This window comes from Kitasatospora sp. NPDC127067 (assembly GCF_042724755.1).
Lineage (GTDB): Bacteria > Actinomycetota > Actinomycetes > Streptomycetales > Streptomycetaceae > Kitasatospora > Kitasatospora lactacystinica.
Genome location: NZ_JBHXEM010000139.1, coordinates 1 through 21,076, shown reverse-complemented (window position 1 = coordinate 21,076; position 21,076 = coordinate 1). Strand labels below are relative to the sequence as shown.

Here is a 21,076-nt window from a genome sequence, read left to right as displayed (position 1 = left end):
TCTTACCCGCCCGGGGGCCGTGCGGTCGGCGGCCCGGGACGGCCGGCGGTCTCCGAGGACCGCGGGCCGTCCCGGCGGCCCCGCCCCCGCACCACCGGGCGCCGTCGCGCCCCGTTCCCCACCACCCGACTTCGCCCAGCCTCCCCGCGGGGCCCGGCCCGCCAGGGCCCGCGCCCCCGACCGCCCGAACAGGAGTTCCCGGAATGACAGCACACGGACGGCACGGCGACCCGGCCGAGCTGCTCGGCCGGCTCGCCCAGCACGGCGTCCGGCTGCGGCTGGTCGACGGCGACCGCATCGAGGTGCGCGCCGCCGCCGGCTCGCTTCCCGACCACATCCGGCACGAACTCGCCGAGAACAAGGCCGAGTTGATCGCGCTCCTGAAGCAGGGCGACACCGCCCGGCAGGCCGGCGCGCTGCCGCGGGCGGTACCCGACCCCGAGCGGCGCCACGAACCGTTCCCCCCGTCCGACCTGCAGATGTCCTTCCTGGTCGGCAGCACCGCCCAGTTCGAGTACCACGTCCGGCCGCACCAGTACATGGAGTTCGACTTCGCGGAGCTCGACCCGGAGCGCTTCGAGGCCGCGCTCAACCGGATGCTGCACCGCCAGCGCGGCAGCCTGGTGGTGGTGCGGGAGGACCTCCAACTGGAGACCGTCCGCGACCCGGCGCCCGTACGGGTGCGGGTGGCGGACCTGCGGCAGGCCGGCGAGGCCGAGGCGATGACCGCCGTCGAGCGGACCCGCGACGAGATGCAGGCGGCCGAACTCCCGCTGGACACCTGGCCCTGGATGGACGTGCGGATCACCCGCTACGGCGACGGCCGGGCCCGGCTGCACTACAACAACAACAACTTCTTCAGCGACGGCCCGGGCACCGGCCGCTTCCTGGACAGCGTGCTGCGCGCCTACCACGACCCGTCCGAGGCCCTGGACGACCTCGAACTGGGCTACCGCGACTGCGTGCTGGCGCTGGCCGCGCTGGAGGAGTCGGAGCGCGGCGAGGCCTCCCGGGCGTACTGGTGCGACCGGATGGCCGACTGGCCCGAGGCGCCGAACCTGCCGCTGGTGAGCGGCGCGGACACCCGGACCCGGGCCCGGCTGACCCGGCGCGAGTTCACCCTGGACGCCGAGCAGTGGGCCCGCTTCAAGCGGCGCGCCACGGACCACGGCGTCACCCCCACCAACGCGGTGTACGCGGTCTACGCCGAGACGGTGGCGCACTGGAGCGGCTCGCGGCACTTCCTGCTCAACAACATGATGACCCACCGGCTGCCGATCCACCCCCAGATCACCGAGGTGGTCGGCAACTTCGCCTCGCTCTACCCGCTGGAGGTGGACTGGCGCCACGACGAGCCGTTCCACGACCGGGCGCGGCGGCTGCAGACCCGGGTCATGACCGACATGGAGCACACCTACTGGAGCGGGGTGAAGGTGCTCCAGACCCTCAACCAGGTGCGCCGCACCCCGGGCCGGGCGGCCTGCCCGTTCGTGGTCGGCAGCGGCCTGTTCATGGGGCACCTGGACCAGCCGGTCTTCAGCCACCTGGAGACGCCCCAGGTGCTGCTCGACAACCAGTTCTGGGAGCAGAGCGACGGCGGCCTGTGGGTGGTCTGGGACCTCATCGAGGCGATGTTCCCCGCCGGGCTGATCGACGCCATGCACGCCGCCTACCGCGACCTGCTCCTGCTGCTCGCCGAGGACCCGGCCGCCTGGGAGCGCCGCTCCTTCGACCTGCTGCCGGCCGCCCAGCGCGAGCGCCGGGCCGCCGTCAACGACACGGCCGGCCCCGTACCCACGGGCCTGCTCGACCGCGCGCTCGCCCGGCAGGCCGCGCAGCGGCCCGACACCGCGGCCGTGCTGACCGCGGACGGCGCCGTGGACTACGGGCGACTGCACGCCCGCGCCCAGGAGCTGGCCGCCCGGCTGGCCGCGGCCGGGGTGCGCCCCGGGGACAAGGTCGCCGTCGTCCTGCCGAAGGGCGACGAGCAGATCGCCGCCGTGTACGGCGTGCTCGCGGCCGGCGCCGCCTACGTGCCCATCGACCCCGCCTGGCCGCGGGAACGCGTGGGCGAACTGCTCGCCGACACCCCCGCGGCGGCCGTGGTCACCTCGGCCGGGGAACGGGAGTCGATCGCCGCCGTCGCCGCCTGCCCGGTGCTGACGGCGGGGGAGCCCGCCGCCGAAGCGGGTCCCGCACCGGCCCGCGCGGGCGATGCGGGCGACACCGCGTACGTCATCTACACCTCGGGGTCGAGCGGCAGGCCCAAGGGCGCGGTGCTCGACCACCGCGGGCCGCTGAACACCGTGGTCGACATCAACCGCCGGTTCGGCATCGGCCCCGGCGACGTGGTCTTCGGGGTGTCCTCGCTCTGCTTCGACCTGTCCGTCTACGACGTCTTCGGCACCGCCGAGGCCGGCGCGACCCTGCTGCTGCCGCCGCCCGGGTCGGCCGACCCGGGGCAGTGGGCCGACCTGGTGCGCGAGCACGGCGTCACGGTCTGGAACTCGGTGCCGGCGATCATGCAGCTGTTCGCCGAGGCAGCCGAGCAGGCCGGGCTGACCTTCCCCGCGCTGCGCGTGGTCCTGCTCAGCGGCGACTGGATCCCCGTCCGGCTCCCGGCGCTGATCCGGCGGATCGCGCCCGGGGCGCGCGTGGTCAGCCTCGGCGGCGCCACCGAGGCGTCGATCTGGTCCATCCACCACCCGATCGACCGGGTGGACCCGAACTGGGCGAGCATCCCCTACGGCCGCCCCCTGGGCAACCAGACCTGGCGGGTGCTGGACCGGAACGGCCGCGACGCCCCCGACTGGGTCACCGGCGACCTGTACATCGGCGGCACCGGAGTCGCGCTCGGCTACCTCAACGACCCCGCCCGGACGGCCGCCTCCTTCGTCACCGACCCGGCCACCGGCGAGCGGCTCTACCGCACCGGCGACCTCGGCCGCTACCGCCCCGACGGCGACATCGAGTTCCTGGGCCGCGCCGACTTCCAGGTCAAGATCCAGGGCTTCCGGGTGGAACCGGGCGAGATCGAACACGCCCTGGCCCGGCACCCGGCCGTACGGAACGCCGTCGTCGTCGCCCGCACCGCCGGCTCGGGACGCCAGCTCGCCGGCTACGCCGTGGCCGAGCGGGGCGCACCGCGTCCGGAACCCGAGGAACTGCGCGGCTTCCTGGCCGAACGGCTGCCCGGCCACCTCGTGCCGAGCTTCGTCGTCGTGCTCGACGACCTGCCGCTCACCGCCAACGGCAAGCTGGACCGCCGCGCGCTGGAGGCCATGGGCCCGGCCTGCGACGGGCAGGACCGGACGCACACCGCCCCCCGGACGGAGACCGAGAAGGTCCTCGTGGAGATCTGGGAGTCGGTCCTCGGCATCGAGTCGGTCGGTGTCCACGACGACTTCTTCGAGCTCGGCGGGCAGTCCTTCGCGGCGCTGCGCGTCATCGGCCTGGTCGGCCAGCGGCTCGGGCTGCGCGCCCCGCTCGGGGCGCTGCTGGAGCACCGGACGGTCGCCGAGCTCGCCGCCCTCCTGGAGGCCGGGCAGGAGGAGTGGTCCCCGCTGGTGGCGCTCGACGCCACCGGCGACGGAACGCCCTGGCTGCTGGTGCACCCGGCGGGCGGGAACGTGCTCTGCTACCGGGGCCTGGCGGAACTGCTCGACGGCCCCGTCCACGCCTTCCAGGCGCCCGGCCCGGGCGTGGGCCGGGATCCGCTGGACACGGTGGAGGAACTGGCCGAGTGCTACGCGCGGGCGCTGCTCGCCGTCCGCCCGCACGGGCCGTACCGGGTGGCCGGCTGGTCCTCCGGATCGGTGATCGCCTTCGAACTGGTCCGGCTGCTGGAGCAGCGGGGCGAGACGGTGGAGCGCTTCGTGGTGATCGACTCCCCGGCCCCCGAGCGGGCCGCCGCCCCCGGGGCCGGGGAGACGGACGGGGCCCGGGAGACGGCCGAGGCGGCCGTGCTGCTCTGGTTCCTGGAGGACCTGGACATCGGCTTCGACCCGGCGGCCGTGCGCCCCGGGGCCGCCGCCGAGGTGGCCGCGGCCCCGGCGGCGGAACGGCTCGCCCGGGCCGTGGCGCTGGCCCGCGAACAGGGGCTCGACCTCCCGGACGCCGCCGACCTGGCCCTCAGCTGGCCGGTGTTCCGGGGAATCATCACCGCCTGCCACCGCTACCGCGCCGGGACGATCACGGCCGACACCACCGTGATCCGGGCGGCGCACGGGAAGGTCAGCGAGTTCGCCGACCACCCCCACGCGGACTCCGCCGAGTGGGGCTGGGCCCCGCTCACCACCGGCCGGACCACCGCCGACCGGACCGACGGCACCCACCACACCCTGCTCACCGACACCCACGTCGCGGCCGTCGCCGCACTCATGACCACGTGTCCGGCTCAGCACTGACCCCAGGGGGACGACCCGCGATGGACCACGACCTGATCTCGGAGCTCCAGCACCTGGGCATCAAGCTGAGGCTCTCCGGCGACAGCCTCGAAGTGATCGCGCCGCCCGGCGCGGTCACCGCCCGGATCCGGGACGAACTCCGGGCCCGGCGCGGCGAGCTGATCGACCTGCTGCGCGCGGCCGGACAGGGCGCCGGCCCGGCGCCGCTCACCGCGCGGCCCGACCAGCGGCACGAGCCGTTCCCGCTCACCGACATCCAGCACGCCTACTGGATCGGCCACAACCGGGCGCTCGAACTGGGCGGGGTGGCCACCCACTTCTACTTCGAGCTCGACCGCGACGGCCTGGAGGTGGACCGTCTGGAGCGCAGCCTGCGCAAGGTCGTCGCCCGGCACGACATGCTGCGCGCGGTGATCGGCCCGGACGGCCGCCAGCGGGTGCTGCCCGAGGTCCCGGACTACGAGATCCGCCACTACGACCGGGCGGACGCCACCGAGGACGCCTTCGAGGAGCACCTGCGCTCGCTGCGGGCCGAACTGGACCACCAGGTCCTCGCCCCCGACACCTGGCCGCTGTTCGACATCCGCGCCACCCGGCACCGCGAGGGGCTGCGCCTGCACGTCAGCCTCGACCTGCTGATCATGGACGCCTACAGCTTCGACCTGTTCTTCCGCGACTGGCAGCGCCACTACGAGGACGAGCAGTGGGCGCCGGAGCCGTTCGCGATCGGCTACCGGGACTTCGTCCTCGCCGAGGAGGAGAAGCGCGGCGGCGCCCGGTACCGGGCCGCCGAGAAGTACTGGCTGGACCGCCTCGACGAACTGCCCCCGGCCCCGGACCTGCCGCTGGCGATCCAGCCCGGCTCGGCCGAGCGGACCGTCTTCACCCGCCGCCGGGCCTCGCTGCCCCGCGAGCAGTGGGAGCTGGTCAAGAAGACCGCCAGGGAGCGCGGCCTGACCCCCTCGTCGGTCCTGCTGGCGGCCTTCGCCGACGTGCTGCGCCAGTGGACGTCGCAGGGCGACTTCACCCTCAACCTGACCCTGTTCAACCGGCCCGCCGAGGCGCACCCGCAGATCGGCGGGATCATCGGCGACTTCACCTCGCTGACCCTGCTGCGGATCAGCGGCGGCCAGGACGAGAGCTTCGCCCGGCGCACCGCCGGCTTCCAGCAGCAGCTGATGCGGGACCTGGAGCACCTGTCGTACAGCGGCGTGCGCGTGCTGCGCGAGCGGGCCCGCCGGCTCGGCAGCGGCCTCGGCGCCGGCATGCCGATCGTCTTCACCAGCGCCCTCGGCTTCTCGGGCGACGCCGACACGATGGACGGCATGGCGTTCTTCGGCGACTACCGCCACGGGGTGAGCCAGACCCCGCAGGTCTGGCTCGACCACCAGGTGCTGGAGGAGAACGGCGAACTGGTCTTCAACTGGGACGCGGTGGAGGCGCTGTTCCCCGAGGGCCTGCTCGACGACATGTTCGCCGCCTTCCGGACCCTGCTCGGCCGGCTGAGCGACGATCCGGCCCTCTGGGACGACCTGGCCCCCACGGTCGGGGCCCCGGCCGCGCAGCTGGAGGAGCGCGAGCGGGTCAACGCCACCGCCCTCGACCTGCCCGGCGGGACGCTGCTGAGCCTCGTGGCCGACCAGGCGCGGCGCACCCCGGACGCCACGGCCGTCGTCTCCGAGGGCGGCGCGCTCGCCTACGGCGACGTACTGGCCTCGGCGCACCGGCTCGGCCACCGGCTCGCCGGCCTCGGCGCCGCCCGCGGCGAGCTGGTCGGCGTGGTGCTGGACAGGGGCCCGGAGCAGATCCCGGCGGTCCTCGGCGTGACGGCCTCCGGCGCGGCCTACCTGCCGATCGATCCGCAGTGGCCCGCGGCGCGCCGCCGGCAGCTGCTGGAGTCCGGCCGGGCCGCCCTGGTGGTCACCTCGGCCCGCTACCGGGACGAGCTGGAGTGGCCCGCCGGGACGGTCCTGGTGACCCTGGACGACGAGGAGACGTTGGCACAGCCGGCCACCGAGCCGCCGACCGCGCCGGCCCCGGAGGACCTCGCCTACGTGATCTTCACCTCCGGCTCCACCGGCGTCCCCAAGGGCGTGATGATCGACCACCGGGGGGCCGTCAACACCGTTCGGGACATCAACCGCCGCTTCTCGGTCGGACCGGCCGACCGGGTGCTCGCCCTCTCGGCGCTCACCTTCGACCTGTCCGTCTACGACGTCTTCGGCACCCTCGCGGCCGGCGGCACCGTCGTCCTGCCGAGCCCCGAGCGCTCGCACGACCCGCTGCACTGGGCCGAGCTGGCCGAGCGCCACGGCGTCACGGTGTGGAACTCGGTGCCCGCCCTGATGCAGCTGTGGGCGGACTCCTCGGCCCGCCTGTCCGACGAGCGGGCCGGCGACCTGCGGCTGGTGCTGCTCAGCGGCGACTGGATCCCGGTGGCGCTGCCCGACGCCGTCCGCGCCCGGCACCCGCGCGCCGAGGTGGTCAGCCTGGGCGGGGCGACCGAGGCCTCCATCTGGTCGGTGCACTACCCGATCGGGGAGGTGCCGGCCGAGTGGGCCAGGATCCCCTACGGCAAGCCGCTGGCCAACCAGACCCTGCACGTCCTCGACGACCGGTTCCGGGCCCGCCCGCTCTGGGCCACCGGGGAGATCTGGATCGGCGGCACCGGCGTGGCGAAGGGCTACTGGGCGGACCCGCAGCGCACCGCGGAGCGCTTCGTGCGCCACCCGGAGACCGGCGAGACGCTCTACCGCACCGGGGACCTGGGCCGCTACCTGCCCGGCGGGGACATCGAGTTCCTCGGCCGCCGGGACTTCCAGGTGAAGCTCAACGGCTACCGGGTGGAGCTCGGCGAGATCGCCGCCACCCTGGAACGGCTCCCCGGCGTCGGCCGGGCGATCGCCCGGGTCGACACCAACCCCGCCACCGGCCGCCGCCAGCTCGTGGCCTACGCCGTCCCGGCCGGGCCCGGCTCCGACCCCGGCTCCGACCCCGGGGCCGCGGCACCCGGCGGCCCGGTGCGCCCGGATCCGGCCGTACTGCTGGCGGAGCTGGCCGAGCGCCTCCCCGACTACATGGTCCCCAAGCACTGCCTGCTCGTCGACGCGATCCCGCTGAGCGCCAACGGGAAGGTCGACGCCGCCGCGCTACCGGCGCCGTGGAGCGAACTGGACGAGCAGGAACTCGTCGCCCCCCGCGACGAGTTCGAGGCGGCCGTGCTCGCGGTCTGGGCCGAGGTCATGGAGTTCGACGGCTTCGGGGTCGAGGACAACTTCTTCGAACTCGGCGGCGACTCCCTGCACGCCGTGCACATCCTCACCAAGGTGCGGGAGGCGTTCCAGTGGGAGGGCGACACCGAGGAAGGCCTCCAACTGCTCTTCGAGAACCCCACGGTGGCCGGACTGGCCGCCCTGGTCAAGGACCGGCGGGGGGCGTGAGCAGGTGAGCACGGAGAGCGGGATCCCGTACTGGGACGACGTGATCGTCGGCGCGGGCTCGGCGGGGGCGGTGCTCGCCGCACGCCTGTCGCGACGGCCCGGGCGCCGGGTGCTGCTGATCGAGGCCGGGGAACTCCCGGACGGCGACGGCGCGTCCGACGAGCGGGCCGGGGTGCCCGTCCTGGCCGGCCGCAACTGGGACTTCACCGCCAAGGCGTCCGAGGGCGCCAGGCGCGGGTTCCCCTACGGGGTCGGCAAGGTGGTCGGCGGCTCCTCCGCCGTCAACGGCGCGCTCGCGCTGCGCCCGCTGCCCGCGGACCTCGACGCCTGGGCGGCCGCCGGCAACCCGGAGTGGACCTGGGAGCAGATGCTCCCGTACCTGGTCGCCCTGGAGACGGACCACGACGCCGAGGGGCCGGTCCACGGCACGCGGGGACCGGTGCCGATCCGCCGGACCGGCGAGGACGCGCTCGCCACCACGGCCCGGGCCTTCCTGAACGGCTGCGCCCGGCTCGGCGTGCCCGTCCTGGCGGACCTCAACTCCGGCGCCGCGCTCGGCGCCGGCGTCACGCCCGCCAACGCCGTCGACGACCGTCGGATCTCGACGGCCGAGAGCCACCTGCGACCCGCCAGGGAGCGGGGCGACGGCCCGACCCTGTGGACCGGCAGCACGGCGACCCGGGTCCTGCTGGACGCGCGGAACCGGGCCACCGGGGTCGAGGTGCGGCGCGACGGACGGCTCCGGCAGGTCGCGGCCGGCCGGGTGACCCTGGCCGCCGGGGCGGTCAACACCCCGGCTGTGCTCCAGCGTTCGGGCATCGGCGACCCGCGGCTGCTGGCCGCCCTGGGCATCACCCCCGCACTGGACCTGCCCGGCGTGGGACGCAACCTCGTCGACCACCCGGCGGTCGTGCTCTGGTCCGAGCCCCGCGCCGGGGTCTGCCGGGCCGGGGACAGCTGGCACCAGGTCACCGCCCGCTGCGCCGCCGACCCGGCCGGCGCCGCGGCGGACCTGGGGCTGTTCCTGCTGGACGCGGTGCCCGTCGCGGCGAACCCGCTGATCGCCGGCATGCTCCGCGCCGAACTGGCCGTCGGGCTGTCCGCCATGGTGCTGCGGCCCGCCTCCCGCGGCTCGGTGACGATCCGGGACACGGACGCCGACACCTCGCCGGAGATCCTGCTCGGCCTGGCGACCGACCCGGCCGACGTCGAACTGCTGATGGCCGCCGTCCGGCAGGCCTGGGAGCTGCTGCGGTCGGCGCCGATGGCGGGGCTGCTGGAGCGGGTACTGGTCTGGACCGACCGGATGGTCCGGGAGGACCGGCTGCTGCGCGGCGCCGTGACCAGGTTCGTCTCGCCGAGCTGGCACGCCGTCGGCACCGCCCGGATGGGGCCGGCCGACGACCCGGAGGCGGTGGTGGACCAGCGCTGCCGGGTGCACGGCGCCGAGGGGCTGTACGTCGTCGACGCCTCGGTGCTCCCGGTGATGCCCAGCGCCCCGCCCAACCTGACCTGCCTCGCACTCGCCGAAAGGGTGGCTCGATGGATGGACTGACCGGGATCCCGGCCGCCCCCCGGGCCGGGGAGTGGGCCGTGCGCCGCCGGGGACGGCCCCCGGCCCGGCTCCGGCTCTTCTGCCTGCCGCACGCGGGCGGCGGCGCGGCCGCCTTCCGCTCCTGGGCCCCGCACCTGGGACCGGAGATCGAGGTCGTGCCGATCCGGCTGCCGGGGCGCGAGTCCCGCTTCCGGGAACGCCCCCACGACCGGCTCGGCGACCTGCTGCCGCCGCTGCTGCGCGACGTCGCCCCGCTGCTCGACGGGCCGCACGCCTGGTTCGGCCACAGCATGGGCGCGGGCATCGCCTTCGAGGTCTGCCGGGCCCTGCACCGGCTCGGCCTGCCCGAACCGCGGCGGCTCCTGGTGGCCGGCCTGCCGGCGCCGCAGCTCCCGCGCCGGGCGACCCCGGTGCACGACGCGCCCGCGCCCGAACTCTGCGAGCGGATCGGGGCGTTGAACGGGCACGGCGCCGAGGCCCGGGCCGGCAGCCCGCTGCTGAACGTCATGCTGCCCACCCTGCGGGCCGACTTCGCGGTGGCCGAGACCCACGTGCACCGGCCCGGCCCGCCGCTGGACTGCCCGATCACCGTCTACGGCGGCCGCTCGGACGCCTCCACGACCGAGGACGAGCTCCGGGCCTGGGGCCCGCACTCCACCGCCGGCACCACCGTCCGCCTCTTCGACGGCGGGCACTTCTTCCCGCACGACGCCCCGGAGGCGTTCCTGCCGGTCCTGGCACGGGACCTGCTCGGCCGCCGGCCGGCGCCCGCCCCGGAGCGGGTCTGACGGGCCCCTCCGGGCGGGTGGTGCACAGCCGAACCTTTAGCGCCCGCACCGAGGCTGACGCACCGTCGGCCGGTCCGCCCCCACCGGCCGAACCCCGCCGCTCCGCCCGCCCGGCCCGGCACCCCCGACCGGGGCCGGGCGGGCGGAGCGCGAGAGGACGCCGGGGCAGGGTGCGGAGCCTCGGCCGCCGGGCGCCGCCCGGCCGAGAGGAGACCCAGCACCATGACGCGCTACCTCACCCGCACCCCGCCGCCCCCGGGACGACTGCGGGTGTTCTGCTTCCCGTACGCGGGCGGCGGGGCCTCGGCCTATGCGGGCTGGCAGCGCCGGATCACCGCGGACGCGGAGCTGCTCCCGGTCCAACTGCCCGGCCGGGAGGGGCGGATGGCGGAGCCGCGGTTCACCGACCTGCACGACCTGGTCGCCGACCTCGACGCGGAGCTCGGGCCGGAACTCGACCACCCGCACGTGCTCTACGGGCACAGCATGGGCGCCCTGATCGCCTTCGCGCTCGCCCAGCACCGCCACGCCCGCGGCGCCCGGCTGCCCGCGGCCCTGGTGCTCGGCGGCCACCGGGCGCCGCACCTGCCGGCGCCGCTGCCCGACGAGCCCGACATCCCCGACGCCGACCTGGTGCGGACCCTGGACGCCTACGGCGGACTGCCCCGGATCCTGCTGGACCACCCGGAGTGGCTCGCCGCCCTGCTGCCGATCGTCCGCGACGACCTGCGGCTGTGCGCCGCCGCCGGCACCGTCGCCCGCACGCCGCTGCCGGTGGCGCTGCACGCCTTCGGCGGGGCCGAGGACCGGCTGGTCACGGTGCCCGAGGTCCGGGAGTGGGCGCGCTACTCCACCAGGGAGAGCGAGATCAACGTGGTGCCCGGCGGCCACTTCTTCCCCCGGGAGGCGCCCGGGTTCCCGGAGCTCCTCTCCGCCGTGCTGCGCCGCTACGAGGCGGCCCCCGGCGCGATTCCCGGCACGGCCCCCGGGCCGGCCGGGGCCGGGCAGGCCTGACCGGAGCCGGGACGGCGCGCTTTTAGCGGTGCCAAAGCCCCCTCTCGGACGATGCGGAACGAGGCCGGGGGGCCGCGCACCGCCAGATGCCCGACCACCCGTCACCGTCACCGACTAGGGGGAGCATTGACCACGCGCACGTTCGAGACCGTACCCGTACCCGGGGTCGCCACCGCCGCCGGCTCGGAGCACGCCGCCCGGATCGCCAACGCGGCCGAGGAGTTCCTCGGCGCCGCTGCCGCCGCCCGCCCGGACGCACCCGCCGTACGGGACCGCTACGGCGCCTGGACGTACGCCGAGCTGGACGCCGCCGCCGACTCCTTCGCCCGGATCCTGGCCGGCCACGGCATCCGACCGGGCGACCGGGTGCTGGCCCGGGTGGGCAGCGGCCGCGAGTTCACCGCCCTGCTCTTCGGGGCCTGGCGGCGCGGCGCCGTGCTGGTTCCCGTCAACCCGGCGATGCGGGCCTTCCACCTGGGGCCGGTGCTGGCCGACTCGGCGCCGTCGCTGATCGTGGCGGAGGCGGCGGAGCGGGAGCAGGCCGACGGGCTGCGCTGGCCCGCCGGGGTGCCCGTCGCCGTGGTCTCCGAGCTGGACCTCTCCGGGCCCGCCGACCCGGCCGGGCGCGGCGAGGCGCTGGTGCCCGCCGACCGGCTGGCACTGCTGATCTACACCTCCGGCAGCACCGCCGCGCCCAAGGCCGTGGCCTGCCCGCACGCCCAGGTGGTGTTCGCCGCGCGGGCGATCGCCCGGCGGCTGAACTACCGCCCGGACGACGTCGTGCTGACCGCCGTGCCGCTCTCCTTCGACTACGGCCTCTACCAGGTGCTGCTCTCGGCGCTGGCCGGGGCCGAACTGCTGCTGTCCGGCCCGGAGGGCCACGCCCGGCTGCTCGGGTTCGCCCGCGACCACGGCGCCACCGTGGTGCCGCTGGTGCCCTCGCTCGGCGAACTGCTGGTGCGCCTGGCCTCCCGGGACCCGCGGCCCACCGGGGTCCGGCTGTTCACCAACACCGGTGCCGCGCTCAACCCGCCGCTGATCGCCTCGCTGCGGGAGGCCTTCCCCGGCGCGGCGGTGGCCCCGATGTACGGCACCACCGAGTGCAAGCGGATCACCGTCCTGGAGCCCGACGGCGACCTGGCCCGGCCCGGCTCGGTGGGGCGCGCGCTGCCCGGCACCGAGGTGCTGACGCTGGACGACGACGGCCGGCCGCTGCCGCCGCACGAGATCGGCGAGATCGCCGTCCGCGGCCCGCACGTGATGGCCGGCTACTGGCAGGCCCCGGAGCCCACCGCGCAGCGGTTCCGGGTGAGCCCGGAGGACGGCCGGGTCACGCTCCGCACCGGCGACTACGGCTGGCTGGACGAGGACGGCCACCTGTACTTCCAGGGCCGGCGCGACGACCTGTTCAAGCGGCGCGGCTCGCGGATGAGCACGGTGGAGATCGAGGCCGCCGTCCTGGACATCGACGGGGTCCGCGAGGCGGCCCTGCTCGCCCCGGAGGAGGACCGGGACATGGTGCTGTTCGTGGTCGGCGAGGTCACCGCCGAGCAGGTGCTGGGCAGGCTGGCCGACCGGCTGGAGGCGGCCAAGGTCCCGGACCTCTGCCGGGTGCTGCCCGCGCTGCCGCTCACCGCCAACGGCAAGACGGACGGCAAGGCGCTGCGCGCCCTGCTGGCGGGGGAGCCGGCCTGACCGTCCGGCCGGAGCGCCGCGCCGGTGACGTGCAGTCAGCGGACGGGCACGCCCCGCTCAAGCGAGAGCCAAGGGCCTTCGCCGAGGGTGGGGCGGCCGTGTCCGCCTCTGCGCCCGCGCTGCCGCACCACGGCCGCGCGACGGAAGGAATGCCGATGTTCACCGCTCTGGGCTCCGCTCTGCACGGGCGACGGAGAGCCTCCCTGCTGCTGACCCTGCTGATCACCGTGCTGGCCGCGGTCTTCGGCGGCTCCGTCGGGGACAGGCTCACCAACGGGCTGTCCGACTACGACGACCCGGGCGGCGGCAACGTCGTCGCCCGGGAGACGATCACCCGCGCCACCGGCATCGACTCCCAGCAGGGCTACCTGCTGCTGGTCCGCACCGACGAGCAGCTGCGCGGTGCCGGCGCGCCCCCGGCCGCCGTGACCGCGGCCGTCCGGCTGCTGAAGGACCGGCCCGAGGTCGGGCAGGTCGTCGACTACTCGGCCGACCCCGCGCTGATCTCCCGGGACGGGCACAGCACGGTGGTCGTCGGCGCCGTGCGCCCGATGGCCGAACCGGAGACCAAGGCCGCCGAGCAGGAGCTCCAGCGGGCCGTCAAGGACGACCCAGCGCTGAACGGCCGGGCCTGGCTCGGCGGCGCCACGCCCGGCCACGTCCAGGTGGCCCAGGTCTCCGACACCGACCTGGCCGAGGCCGAGGGCCTGGCCACGCCGGTCATCCTGATCGCACTGTTCCTGGTCTTCCGCGGCCTGGTGGCCGCCCTCGTCCCCCTGCTGGGCGCCGTCGTCTCGCTGCTGCTCACCATGGCCGGCCTGCGGATCGCCACCACCGCGATGGACGTCTCCACCGGGGCGATGAGCCTGGCCTTCGCCCTGGGGCTGGGGCTGTCCATCGACTTCGGCCTGCTGATCGTCACCCGCTACCGGGAGGAGCTGGCCGAGCACGGCCCCGGCGCCGAGGCGCTGCGGCGGACGGTCGCCACCGCCGGGCGCACCGTGCTGTTCAGCGCGCTCACGGTGGCGGCCGCGCTGCTCGCGATCATGGTGTTCCCGCACCCGTACCTGCGGTCCATGGGCCTGGCCGGCGTCATCACCGTCGTCTCGGCGGCCCTGTTCGCCCTGCTCGGACTGCCCGCGCTGCTCGCGGTGCTGGGCCACCGGATCAACGCGCTGGCGCCGCGCCGCTGGCAGCGGTCCGCGGCGGCCGGGCAGGCCACCGCCGGGCGCTGGCACCGGCTGGCCTCGGCGGTGATGCGCAGGCCCGCGGTCTTCACGCTGGTCGCCACCGCCGTCCTGCTGCTCGTCGCCTCCCCGCTCACCGGGGTGCGGTTCACCGGCGTCGACCCGACCTCGCTCCCCAAGGACATCAGCGCCGGGCAGGTCGCCGCGCGGCTCGGCGGCGACTTCGACGAAATCGCCACCAGCCCGTTCCAGATCGTCCTCGACACCGCCGACGACGCCGGGCTCCAGGAGTACGCCCGGCGGGTCGCCGCGGTGCCCGGGGTGGAGTCGGTGGGCGAGCCGCAGCGGCTGGACGCCGGGCACTGGGAGATCGACGCCGTCCTCGCCGGCAACCCGCTGGACGGTCCGGCGCTGCGGGCCGGCGAGCGGGTCCAGGACGTGGCGGCGCCCGTCACCGCCCGCTTCACCGGGACGACGGCGGACTTCCTCGCCCAGCGGGGCAGCATCGCCGACCGCCTGCCCCTGGCGTTCGGCGTGCTGGCCGGCGTGACGGTGCTGCTGCTGTTCGCCTTCTCCGGATCGGTGCTGCTGCCGCTGCTGGCCCTGGTGATGAACCTGCTCTCCACCGGCGCCGCGTTCGGCTTCCTGGTGTGGGTCTTCCAGGACGGCAACCTCGGCTTCGCCGCCCACAGCGGGCTGGAGACCACCACGCCCGTGCTGGTCTTCGCGCTCGCCTTCGGCCTCTCCACCGACTACAACGTCTTCCTGCTGGGGCGGATCAAGGAGGCCAGGGCCGCGGGCCGCGGCGACCGGGAGGCGGTCGCCGACGGCCTGGCGCAGATCGGCTCCACCGTCACCAGCGCCGCCGCGCTGTTCTGCGTCGCGGTGGGCGCGCTGGCGATGTCCCGGCTGGTGTTCGTCCAGGAGCTGGGCCTCGGAGCCGCGTTCTCCGTCCTGCTGGACGCCACGGTGGTGCGGGCGCTGCTGGTGCCCGCGCTGATGGCGCTGCTCGGCTCCGCCACCTGGTGGGCCCCCGGTCCGCTGCGCAGGCTGCACGCGGCGCTGCGGCTGGACCGCATGGAGGGCCCGGCCGCCCCGGAGCCGGCCGCCGAGAGGGTGCGCCGGCCGGTCGGCTGACCGACACGCCGGCGGCCTGAAGGCGGCGTACGACGGCCCGTCCTCCCTCCGGTGAGGGGGACGGGCCGTCGCGCCGGTCGCGGGTCAGTGCTGGAGCAGCCACCAGATCCGGTCGTACGCGGCGACGTGGTACACGGCCAGGACGATCAGGAACCACTGGGCGGTCCTGCGCATCCCGGCGTGCCACAGCCCCGCCGCGGCACCGCCGAACACGGCGAACTCCAGCAGCAGGCGGATCGGCCCCGGGGTGTCGAAGGTGGTCTCGCCGCTGCGGGCCTCGTCGCCTGCGGTGGCGAAGTCGCCCCAGACGACGGCCACCACCACGGGTATCGCGACCACCGCCAGGTACTTCAGCGCGCCGGGCGCCTTGCGCCAGCCCCACACGCCGAAGCCGTACAGGGCGAACAGCTCCAGCAGGAAGCGCAGGCCCAGGAAGACCGGGGTGTAGGCCAGGGCCAGGTCCGTCGTCGTGTTCACCGCTCGCCCTCCACCGTGCTCTTCAGCGCGCCCAGCCAGCCCCGCAGGACCGCCGACAGCTTCTCGCTGCTGTAGTACAGGCCGATCAGCGCGCCGCCGATCGACTCCTCGGACCGCACCACGGTGCCGCCCCCGGGCGCCGGCCGCAGCAGGAACCGGTGCACGCCCCGCGAGCCGGCCAGCCGACCGGTCCAGGCGATCTCCCGCCCGGGCGTCACCACGGCCAGCGTGGACCGGATGCGCATGCCGTTCAGCACCCAGCGGAAGGTCAGGTCCGCGGCCGGCCCCGCGCCGTCCAGGGCGGCCTCCCTGACGCCCGGCACCCAGCCCGGCCAGCCCGGCACGTCGGTGAGCACCCGCCAGACCTCGTCCGGCGGTGCGGCCACCGTCACCTCGCTCGCCGCGACCACAGGGGCCCGTTCGTCGATCCGCCCGCCCTTCGCGTACTCCTCGTGCAGGGTCCGGATCGGTGGGCCGACGTACATGGCCCGGCTGAGCAGCGAGCCTCTGGAAACGGTCATGGGAAAACACCTCCGCTGAAAACGGGCGAGCAGGCGTGACGGAGGCAGGCGCGATCCTTCCCCCGTCACTCGAATCACGCTTGATCATTACCTTACGGGGCCGGGTTGACGGTCCGTCGGGGAGCGCGCGGGGTCGACCGGGGAAGCGCTCCGCGGCGCCGGTCCGGCCGGCGGCTCCGACCGGCCCGGCAGCAGGACGGCGCCGAGCACGGCGCCCACCGCCACCACCGCGGCGGCGGTGCCGAGCCCGGCCGCCGCGGCGTGGTCGAAGGCCTGCCGCGCCGCGGCCGCGAGTGCGTCCCCGGCCCGGCCGCCGGTGCGCTCCGCGAGTTCCAGGGCGTCGTGCAGCGAGCGGTCGGCCGGGTCCGGCAGCCCGGCCGCCCCGCTCGCGTAGCGGCGGGCGAGCACCGTGCCGACCAGCGCCACCCCCAGCGCGTTGCCCAGCTCCTGCAAGGTGTCGTTGAGGGCCGCGCCGGAGCCCGAACGGGCCTCGGGGACGAGGGAGATCACCGTGTCGGTCACCGGCGTCATGGCCAGCCCGAAGCCGATCCCGGTGACCACCAGGCCGGCCAGCACCGGCGGGTAGCCGCCGTCCACCACACCGACCACGACGATGCCGGCCGCCGCCAGCGCCAGTCCCGCGCCGACCGCCCCGCGCGGGCCGTGACGGCGGGTCAGCCGACCGGAGAGGAAGGCCCCGACACCCACCGAGAGGGCGCTCGGCAGCATTCCGAGCCCGGCCCGCAGCGGGCTGAGCCCGAGGCCGAACTGCAGCCGCTGGGTGAGCACGAAGAACGTGCCGGCCACGCCGGTCATCAGCAGCAGGTTCCCGCCGCCGGCGCCGACGAAGGCCGGCCTGCGCAGCAGGGCCAGGTCCACCATCGGGTGCGGGTGCCGGCGTTCCCAGGCGACGAAGGCGACCGCGGCGGCCCCGCCGGCGGCCAGCGCCGCCAGCACGCCCGGCGAGGTCCAGCCGTGCCCGGAGGCCTGGATCGCCCCGTACACCACCCCGCCCATGGCGCCGGCGCCCAGCAGGGCGCCCACCGGGTCGGCCGGGCGCGGGGCCGGATCGGCCGACTCCGGCAGCAGCACGGCGCCCGCCACCAGCACCAGCACCGCCGGCACCAGGCTCACCGCGAACACCGACCCCCACCAGAAGCGGTCCACCAGCGCGCCGCCCAGGACCGGGCCGGCCGCCACGCCGAGCGCCGAGACCGAGCCCCAGACGGCGATCGCCCGGGCGCGTTCGCGGGCCGGGAAGACGTTCACCAGGATCGCCAGGGTGCCCGGCATCACGAATGCCGCCCCGAGCCCCATCACGGCCCGTGCGACGAGCAGTTGGGACGGTCCGTCGGCGAACAGCGCCACCAGGGAACCGGCCCCGAACGTCGCGGTGCCGGCCAGGGTGGCCCGCTTGCGGCCGTAGCGGTCGCCGAGCGTCCCGGCGGTCAGCAGGGCCCCGGCGAACACCAGGGTGTACGCGTCGACGATCCACTGCGCCTGCGACATGCCCGCGCCGGTGCTGCGGATGAGCTGCGGCACCGCCACGTTGAGCAGGCTGTTGTTGAGCAGGATCGCGAACAGCGCGGCGGACAGCACCGCGAGCACCCACCACCGGCGCGGGTCGGGGGGCGCCTCGTCCCCGGGGGATTGCTGCATGCTCGGCTCCCGTCGTCGGCAGGGCCGGCCCCGGTCGCGGGGCCGTCGCGCCCCAGGCTGGTCGGCCGGGCTGAAGCCGGGCTTGTGCGCGGCCCGGGCGCGGGTCGCCCGCCGGGTTTTAGCGGCACCCAAGTTGGCGCTCGGAGGATGCCGTGGACGGCGGGGTGAGGGCTCGACTCCATCGCCCGACGGACCGTCACGAGGAATGGAGACCCCATGCGCTGGCAAAACGTGTATGTGTCGGGGACCGGAGCCTGGCTGCCGCCGGCGGTCTCCGCGCGCTCCGCCGTCGACTCGGGTGAGTACGACCCCGAGCAGTTCGAGGCCGACGGGCTGCTGTCGGTCCGGGTGGCCCCGGACGACGTGGCACCGCCCGACATGGCGGTGCAGGCCGCCACCACCGCGCTCAAGCGCTCCGGTGCCTCCCCGGAGGACGTCGCGCTGCTGGTGCACAGCTACATCTACTTCCAGGGCATCGACGGCTGGCCGGCCGCCTCCTACGTGGCCAACCACGCCGTCGGCCCCCGGGTGACCGCGCTGGAGCTGAAGCAGGAGTGCAACGCCGGCCTCGCCGGCCTGGAGCTCGCCGCCCACCGGCTGGCGTCGGCGGAGCCCGGCACCAGCGCGGTGCTCACCACGGCCGACCGCTTCGGCGCGCCGCTGATGCGCCGCTGGCGGCAGGAACAGGGCATCGTCTACGGCGACGGCGCCGCCGCCGTGGTGCTGAGCAACCGGGGCGGGTTCGCCCGGCTGGTGTCCACCGCGACGGTCTCGGACAACTCGCTGGAGGCCGTGGTCCGGGGCAGGGGCTTCGAGCCGCTGCCCACCGGCGAGCAGCAGACCCTCAGCGAGCGGGTCGGCCACTACGTGCAGCAGCACGGCAGCCTGCGCGAGGCGACCGAGCGGCTCGTCGGCGTGGTCGGCGAGGCCATCGACACCGCCCTCGCGGACGCCGGCACCGACCGTCAGGGCCTGGCCTGGACGGTCATCCCGGCGACCGGACGCAGCAAGATGGAGTGGCAGGTGCAGAAGATGCTCGGGGTCTCCGAGGAGCGCACCACCTGGGAGTTCGCCCGCCGGGCCGGACACCTCGGCGCCGCCGACCAGTTCGCCGGGCTGAACGACCTGGCCGAGACGGGCGTGCTGCGCCCCGGCGACAAGGTCCTGGTGGTCGGCAGCGGATCCGGCTTCACCTGCACCTGCGCCGTGCTGGAGATCCTGGCGGAGCCCGAGTGGCGGGCCGCGGGCGGCCCCGGTGCCGAGGTGGGCCCGTGACCGCGGGCGCGTTCACCGATCCCGAACTGGTCGCGGCGTACGGCAGCCCGCTGTACGTCTACGACGCGGCCCGGGTCCGGGCCGCCGCCCGGGACCTGCGCGAGGCCGTCCCGCAGCCCTCCCGGATCTACTATTCCCTGAAGGCCAACCCCCACCCCGCCCTGGTCGCCGAACTGCGCCGCGGCGGCGTGCACGCCGAGGTCACCTCGCGCGGCGAGCTGGCCGCGGCGCTGGAGGCGGGGCACCCGGCCGGGGAACTGCTGTACTCCGGGCCGGGCAAGGTGGCGGCCGAGCTGGACGAGGCGGTGCGCGCCGGGGTGCGCGCCTTCTCCGTCGAGTCCTTCGGGGACCTGGAGCGGGTCGGCGCGGCCGCCGCCGCCCATGACGCGGTGGCCGACTGCGTGCTGCGGATCAACGCCGCCGGCGCGCCGGGCACCGCGGGACTGCGGATGACCGGCGGCCCGTCCCAGTTCGGCTTCGACCTGGACTGGCTCGCGAAGGAGGCCGACCGGCTGCGGGTCGCCGGCACCCGGGTCGTCGGGCTGCACTTCTTCCCGCTGACCAACTCCGCGGACGAGGACGGCCTGATCGCCGAACTGGCCCAGAGCGTGCGCACCGCCGCCCACCTGCGCGACCGGCTCGGCATCGAGCTGGAGCTGCTGGACCTCGGCGGCGGCTTCGCCTGCCCGTACGCAACGGCCGGCGAGCGGCCGGTGTACCGGCGGCTGCGGGAGGCCCTGGCCGAGGTGCTGGACGAGAACCTGCCCGGCTGGCGCGAGGGGCGGCCGGTGATCGCCTTCGAGTCCGGCCGCTACCTGGTCGGCGACAGCGGGCGGCTGCTGAGCACCGTGACCGACGTCAAGCCGAGCCGGGGCAGCACCTACGCGGTGCTCGACGCCGGGATCAACCACCTCGGTGGGCTGTCCGGTCTGGGCCGGCTGCTGCCCCTGCGGGCCCAGCCGACCGGGCCGGCCCGGACCCCGGCCGCCGGGGAGCCGGCCGAGCCGGTGACCCTGGCCGGTCCGCTCTGCACCCCGGCGGACATCCTGGCCCGGGCCGTGGAGCTGCCCGGGGTCCGTTCCGGCGACCTGCTCGCCGTCCCCAACGTGGGCGCGTACGGCCTCACCGCCAGCCTGCTCGGCTTCCTCGGCCACCGGGCCCCGGCCGAGGTACTGGTCGACGGCGACCGCGTGGTCTCCGCGACCCGGCTGGCGCTGCAGCGCCGGGCCCTGGAGCCCGGCGACGACGCCGCCCGCACCACCGACCCATCCACCGCACGGAGGTAGCACCCATGACCGACGAGACCCGCCAGGACCGGCCGTGGGACACGGCCTTCGAGGAACTGCTGCTCCAGACCCTGCCCCGGCTCGCCGCCCGCGGCCCGCTGACGGGTGACGCCAGCCTGCGCGCCGCGGGCCTGGACTCGCTCGCCATGGTCGAGCTCCTCGTCCAGGTGGAGCAGGTGTACGGGATCAGCATCCCGGACGGCGAGCTGGTGGCCGACACCTTCGCCACCCCGGCGCAGCTGTGGGACGTGATCGCCGGGCTGCGCGGCGGACGCGTGGCCGACCCGGCCTGACGCCGTCCCCGACCGACCGACCGCCCGTCCCCGAACCGCCCCGGGCCCGTCCTCGGAGCCGCCCCGCAGCGGCGGCTCCCGGGACGGGCCCCGGCGCCAGCACAGGAGTTTCCATGCGCCCCATCCAGTCCCGGAGCACGCGGTGATCTCCGCGGCGATCGTCGCGGTCGTGGTCCGCGTGGCGTTCTGGGTCCGGTCCCGGCTGCGCCGGCGGCAGGCCGAGGCCGAGCAGCCCGCCACGGGCGCGGCCGTCGCGGCCGCCCCGGAGCCCGGGCCGGTGTCCACCGAGCCCGACCGGGCGGCGTCGGGCCGCTGAGCAGGGCCTCGCCGGCAGGCGGCTCCC

General features: G+C 75.8%; 14 protein-coding genes. 11 read left to right on the top strand and 3 right to left on the bottom strand.

What is annotated here, in order from left to right; translation table 11 throughout:
• The first annotated feature begins 203 nt into the window (after positions 1-203).
• From ACFWJ4_RS35275 to ACFWJ4_RS35245, 7 genes are all read left to right on the top strand, one after another.
• Positions 204-4,406 (top strand): amino acid adenylation domain-containing protein, encoded by a 4,203-nt coding sequence (locus tag ACFWJ4_RS35275; RefSeq protein ID WP_380551736.1) that lies wholly within the window; start codon positions 204-206, stop codon positions 4,404-4,406.
• A 20-nt stretch (positions 4,407-4,426) separates the two neighbouring features.
• Complete coding sequence (locus tag ACFWJ4_RS35270) at positions 4,427-7,846, top strand: amino acid adenylation domain-containing protein (protein WP_380551733.1); 3,420 nt, start codon at positions 4,427-4,429, stop codon at positions 7,844-7,846.
• Between the two features lie 4 nt (positions 7,847-7,850).
• On the top strand, positions 7,851-9,401 hold the full coding sequence (locus ACFWJ4_RS35265; RefSeq protein WP_380551730.1) for a GMC family oxidoreductase: 1,551 nt from the start codon (positions 7,851-7,853) through the stop codon (positions 9,399-9,401).
• Positions 9,389-10,189, top strand: a complete 801-nt coding sequence (locus ACFWJ4_RS35260) for a thioesterase II family protein (RefSeq protein WP_380551727.1) — start codon at positions 9,389-9,391, stop codon at positions 10,187-10,189. The genes ACFWJ4_RS35265 and ACFWJ4_RS35260 overlap by 13 nt, the downstream gene beginning before the upstream one ends.
• A gap of 222 nt (positions 10,190-10,411) precedes the next feature.
• On the top strand, positions 10,412-11,203 hold the full coding sequence (locus ACFWJ4_RS35255) for a thioesterase II family protein (protein WP_380551724.1): 792 nt from the start codon (positions 10,412-10,414) through the stop codon (positions 11,201-11,203).
• A 201-nt stretch (positions 11,204-11,404) separates the two neighbouring features.
• Positions 11,405-12,898 (top strand): class I adenylate-forming enzyme family protein, encoded by a 1,494-nt coding sequence (locus ACFWJ4_RS35250; protein WP_380551739.1) that lies wholly within the window; start codon positions 11,405-11,407, stop codon positions 12,896-12,898.
• A 155-nt stretch (positions 12,899-13,053) separates the two neighbouring features.
• Positions 13,054-15,222: an MMPL family transporter gene (locus ACFWJ4_RS35245; protein WP_380551721.1), complete on the top strand. Its 2,169-nt coding sequence runs from the start codon at positions 13,054-13,056 to the stop codon at positions 15,220-15,222.
• A gap of 84 nt (positions 15,223-15,306) precedes the next feature.
• Here the strand turns inward: ACFWJ4_RS35245 and ACFWJ4_RS35240 are convergent, their stop codons facing one another.
• The 3 genes from ACFWJ4_RS35240 to ACFWJ4_RS35230 form a co-directional block, all read right to left on the bottom strand.
• Positions 15,307-15,699 carry a YrdB family protein gene (locus ACFWJ4_RS35240; protein WP_359912050.1) on the bottom strand — a complete coding sequence of 131 codons (393 nt, stop codon included), beginning with the start codon at positions 15,697-15,699 and terminating at the stop codon, positions 15,307-15,309.
• Positions 15,696-16,220, bottom strand: coding sequence for an SRPBCC family protein (locus tag ACFWJ4_RS35235; RefSeq protein WP_380551718.1), 525 nt, complete (start codon positions 16,218-16,220; stop codon positions 15,696-15,698). Before ACFWJ4_RS35235 ends, ACFWJ4_RS35240 begins: the two co-directional genes overlap by 4 nt.
• An 87-nt stretch (positions 16,221-16,307) precedes the next feature.
• The gene (locus ACFWJ4_RS35230; protein ID WP_380551715.1) at positions 16,308-17,879 is read right to left on the bottom strand and encodes an MFS transporter; all 1,572 of its coding nucleotides are present in this window, start codon (positions 17,877-17,879) and stop codon (positions 16,308-16,310) included.
• A gap of 216 nt (positions 17,880-18,095) precedes the next feature.
• On the opposite strand from ACFWJ4_RS35230, the gene ACFWJ4_RS35225 reads away from it, so the two are divergent.
• From ACFWJ4_RS35225 to ACFWJ4_RS35210, 4 genes are all read left to right on the top strand, one after another.
• Positions 18,096-19,154: a ketoacyl-ACP synthase III family protein gene (locus ACFWJ4_RS35225; RefSeq protein WP_359912042.1), complete on the top strand. Its 1,059-nt coding sequence runs from the start codon at positions 18,096-18,098 to the stop codon at positions 19,152-19,154.
• Positions 19,151-20,440: a type III PLP-dependent enzyme gene (locus ACFWJ4_RS35220; RefSeq protein WP_359912040.1), complete on the top strand. Its 1,290-nt coding sequence runs from the start codon at positions 19,151-19,153 to the stop codon at positions 20,438-20,440. Before ACFWJ4_RS35225 ends, ACFWJ4_RS35220 begins: the two co-directional genes overlap by 4 nt.
• Positions 20,441-20,445: 5 nt before the next feature.
• Entirely contained in the window at positions 20,446-20,733 is a 288-nt protein-coding gene (locus ACFWJ4_RS35215) for an acyl carrier protein (RefSeq protein WP_359912038.1), read from the top strand.
• Positions 20,734-20,875: 142 nt separating this feature from the next.
• Positions 20,876-21,049 carry a hypothetical protein gene (locus tag ACFWJ4_RS35210; protein WP_380551712.1) on the top strand — a complete coding sequence of 58 codons (174 nt, stop codon included), beginning with the start codon at positions 20,876-20,878 and terminating at the stop codon, positions 21,047-21,049.
• Positions 21,050-21,076 lie beyond the last annotated feature (27 nt).

Excerpts from the sequence above, each read along its gene's own strand:
- ACFWJ4_RS35275 (WP_380551736.1), top strand. The coding sequence starts at position 204 with ATGACAGCACACGGACGGCACGGCGACCCGGCCGAGCTGCTCGGCCGG.
- ACFWJ4_RS35270 (WP_380551733.1), top strand. The coding sequence starts at position 4,427 with ATGGACCACGACCTGATCTCGGAGCTCCAGCACCTGGGCATCAAGCTG.
- ACFWJ4_RS35260 (WP_380551727.1), top strand. The coding sequence starts at position 9,389 with ATGGATGGACTGACCGGGATCCCGGCCGCCCCCCGGGCCGGGGAGTGG.
- ACFWJ4_RS35255 (WP_380551724.1), top strand. The coding sequence starts at position 10,412 with ATGACGCGCTACCTCACCCGCACCCCGCCGCCCCCGGGACGACTGCGG.
- ACFWJ4_RS35245 (WP_380551721.1), top strand. The coding sequence starts at position 13,054 with ATGTTCACCGCTCTGGGCTCCGCTCTGCACGGGCGACGGAGAGCCTCC.
- ACFWJ4_RS35235 (WP_380551718.1), bottom strand. The coding sequence starts at position 16,220 with ATGACCGTTTCCAGAGGCTCGCTGCTCAGCCGGGCCATGTACGTCGGC.
- ACFWJ4_RS35230 (WP_380551715.1), bottom strand. The coding sequence starts at position 17,879 with ATGCAGCAATCCCCCGGGGACGAGGCGCCCCCCGACCCGCGCCGGTGG.
- ACFWJ4_RS35225 (WP_359912042.1), top strand. The coding sequence starts at position 18,096 with ATGCGCTGGCAAAACGTGTATGTGTCGGGGACCGGAGCCTGGCTGCCG.
- ACFWJ4_RS35215 (WP_359912038.1), top strand. The coding sequence starts at position 20,446 with ATGACCGACGAGACCCGCCAGGACCGGCCGTGGGACACGGCCTTCGAG.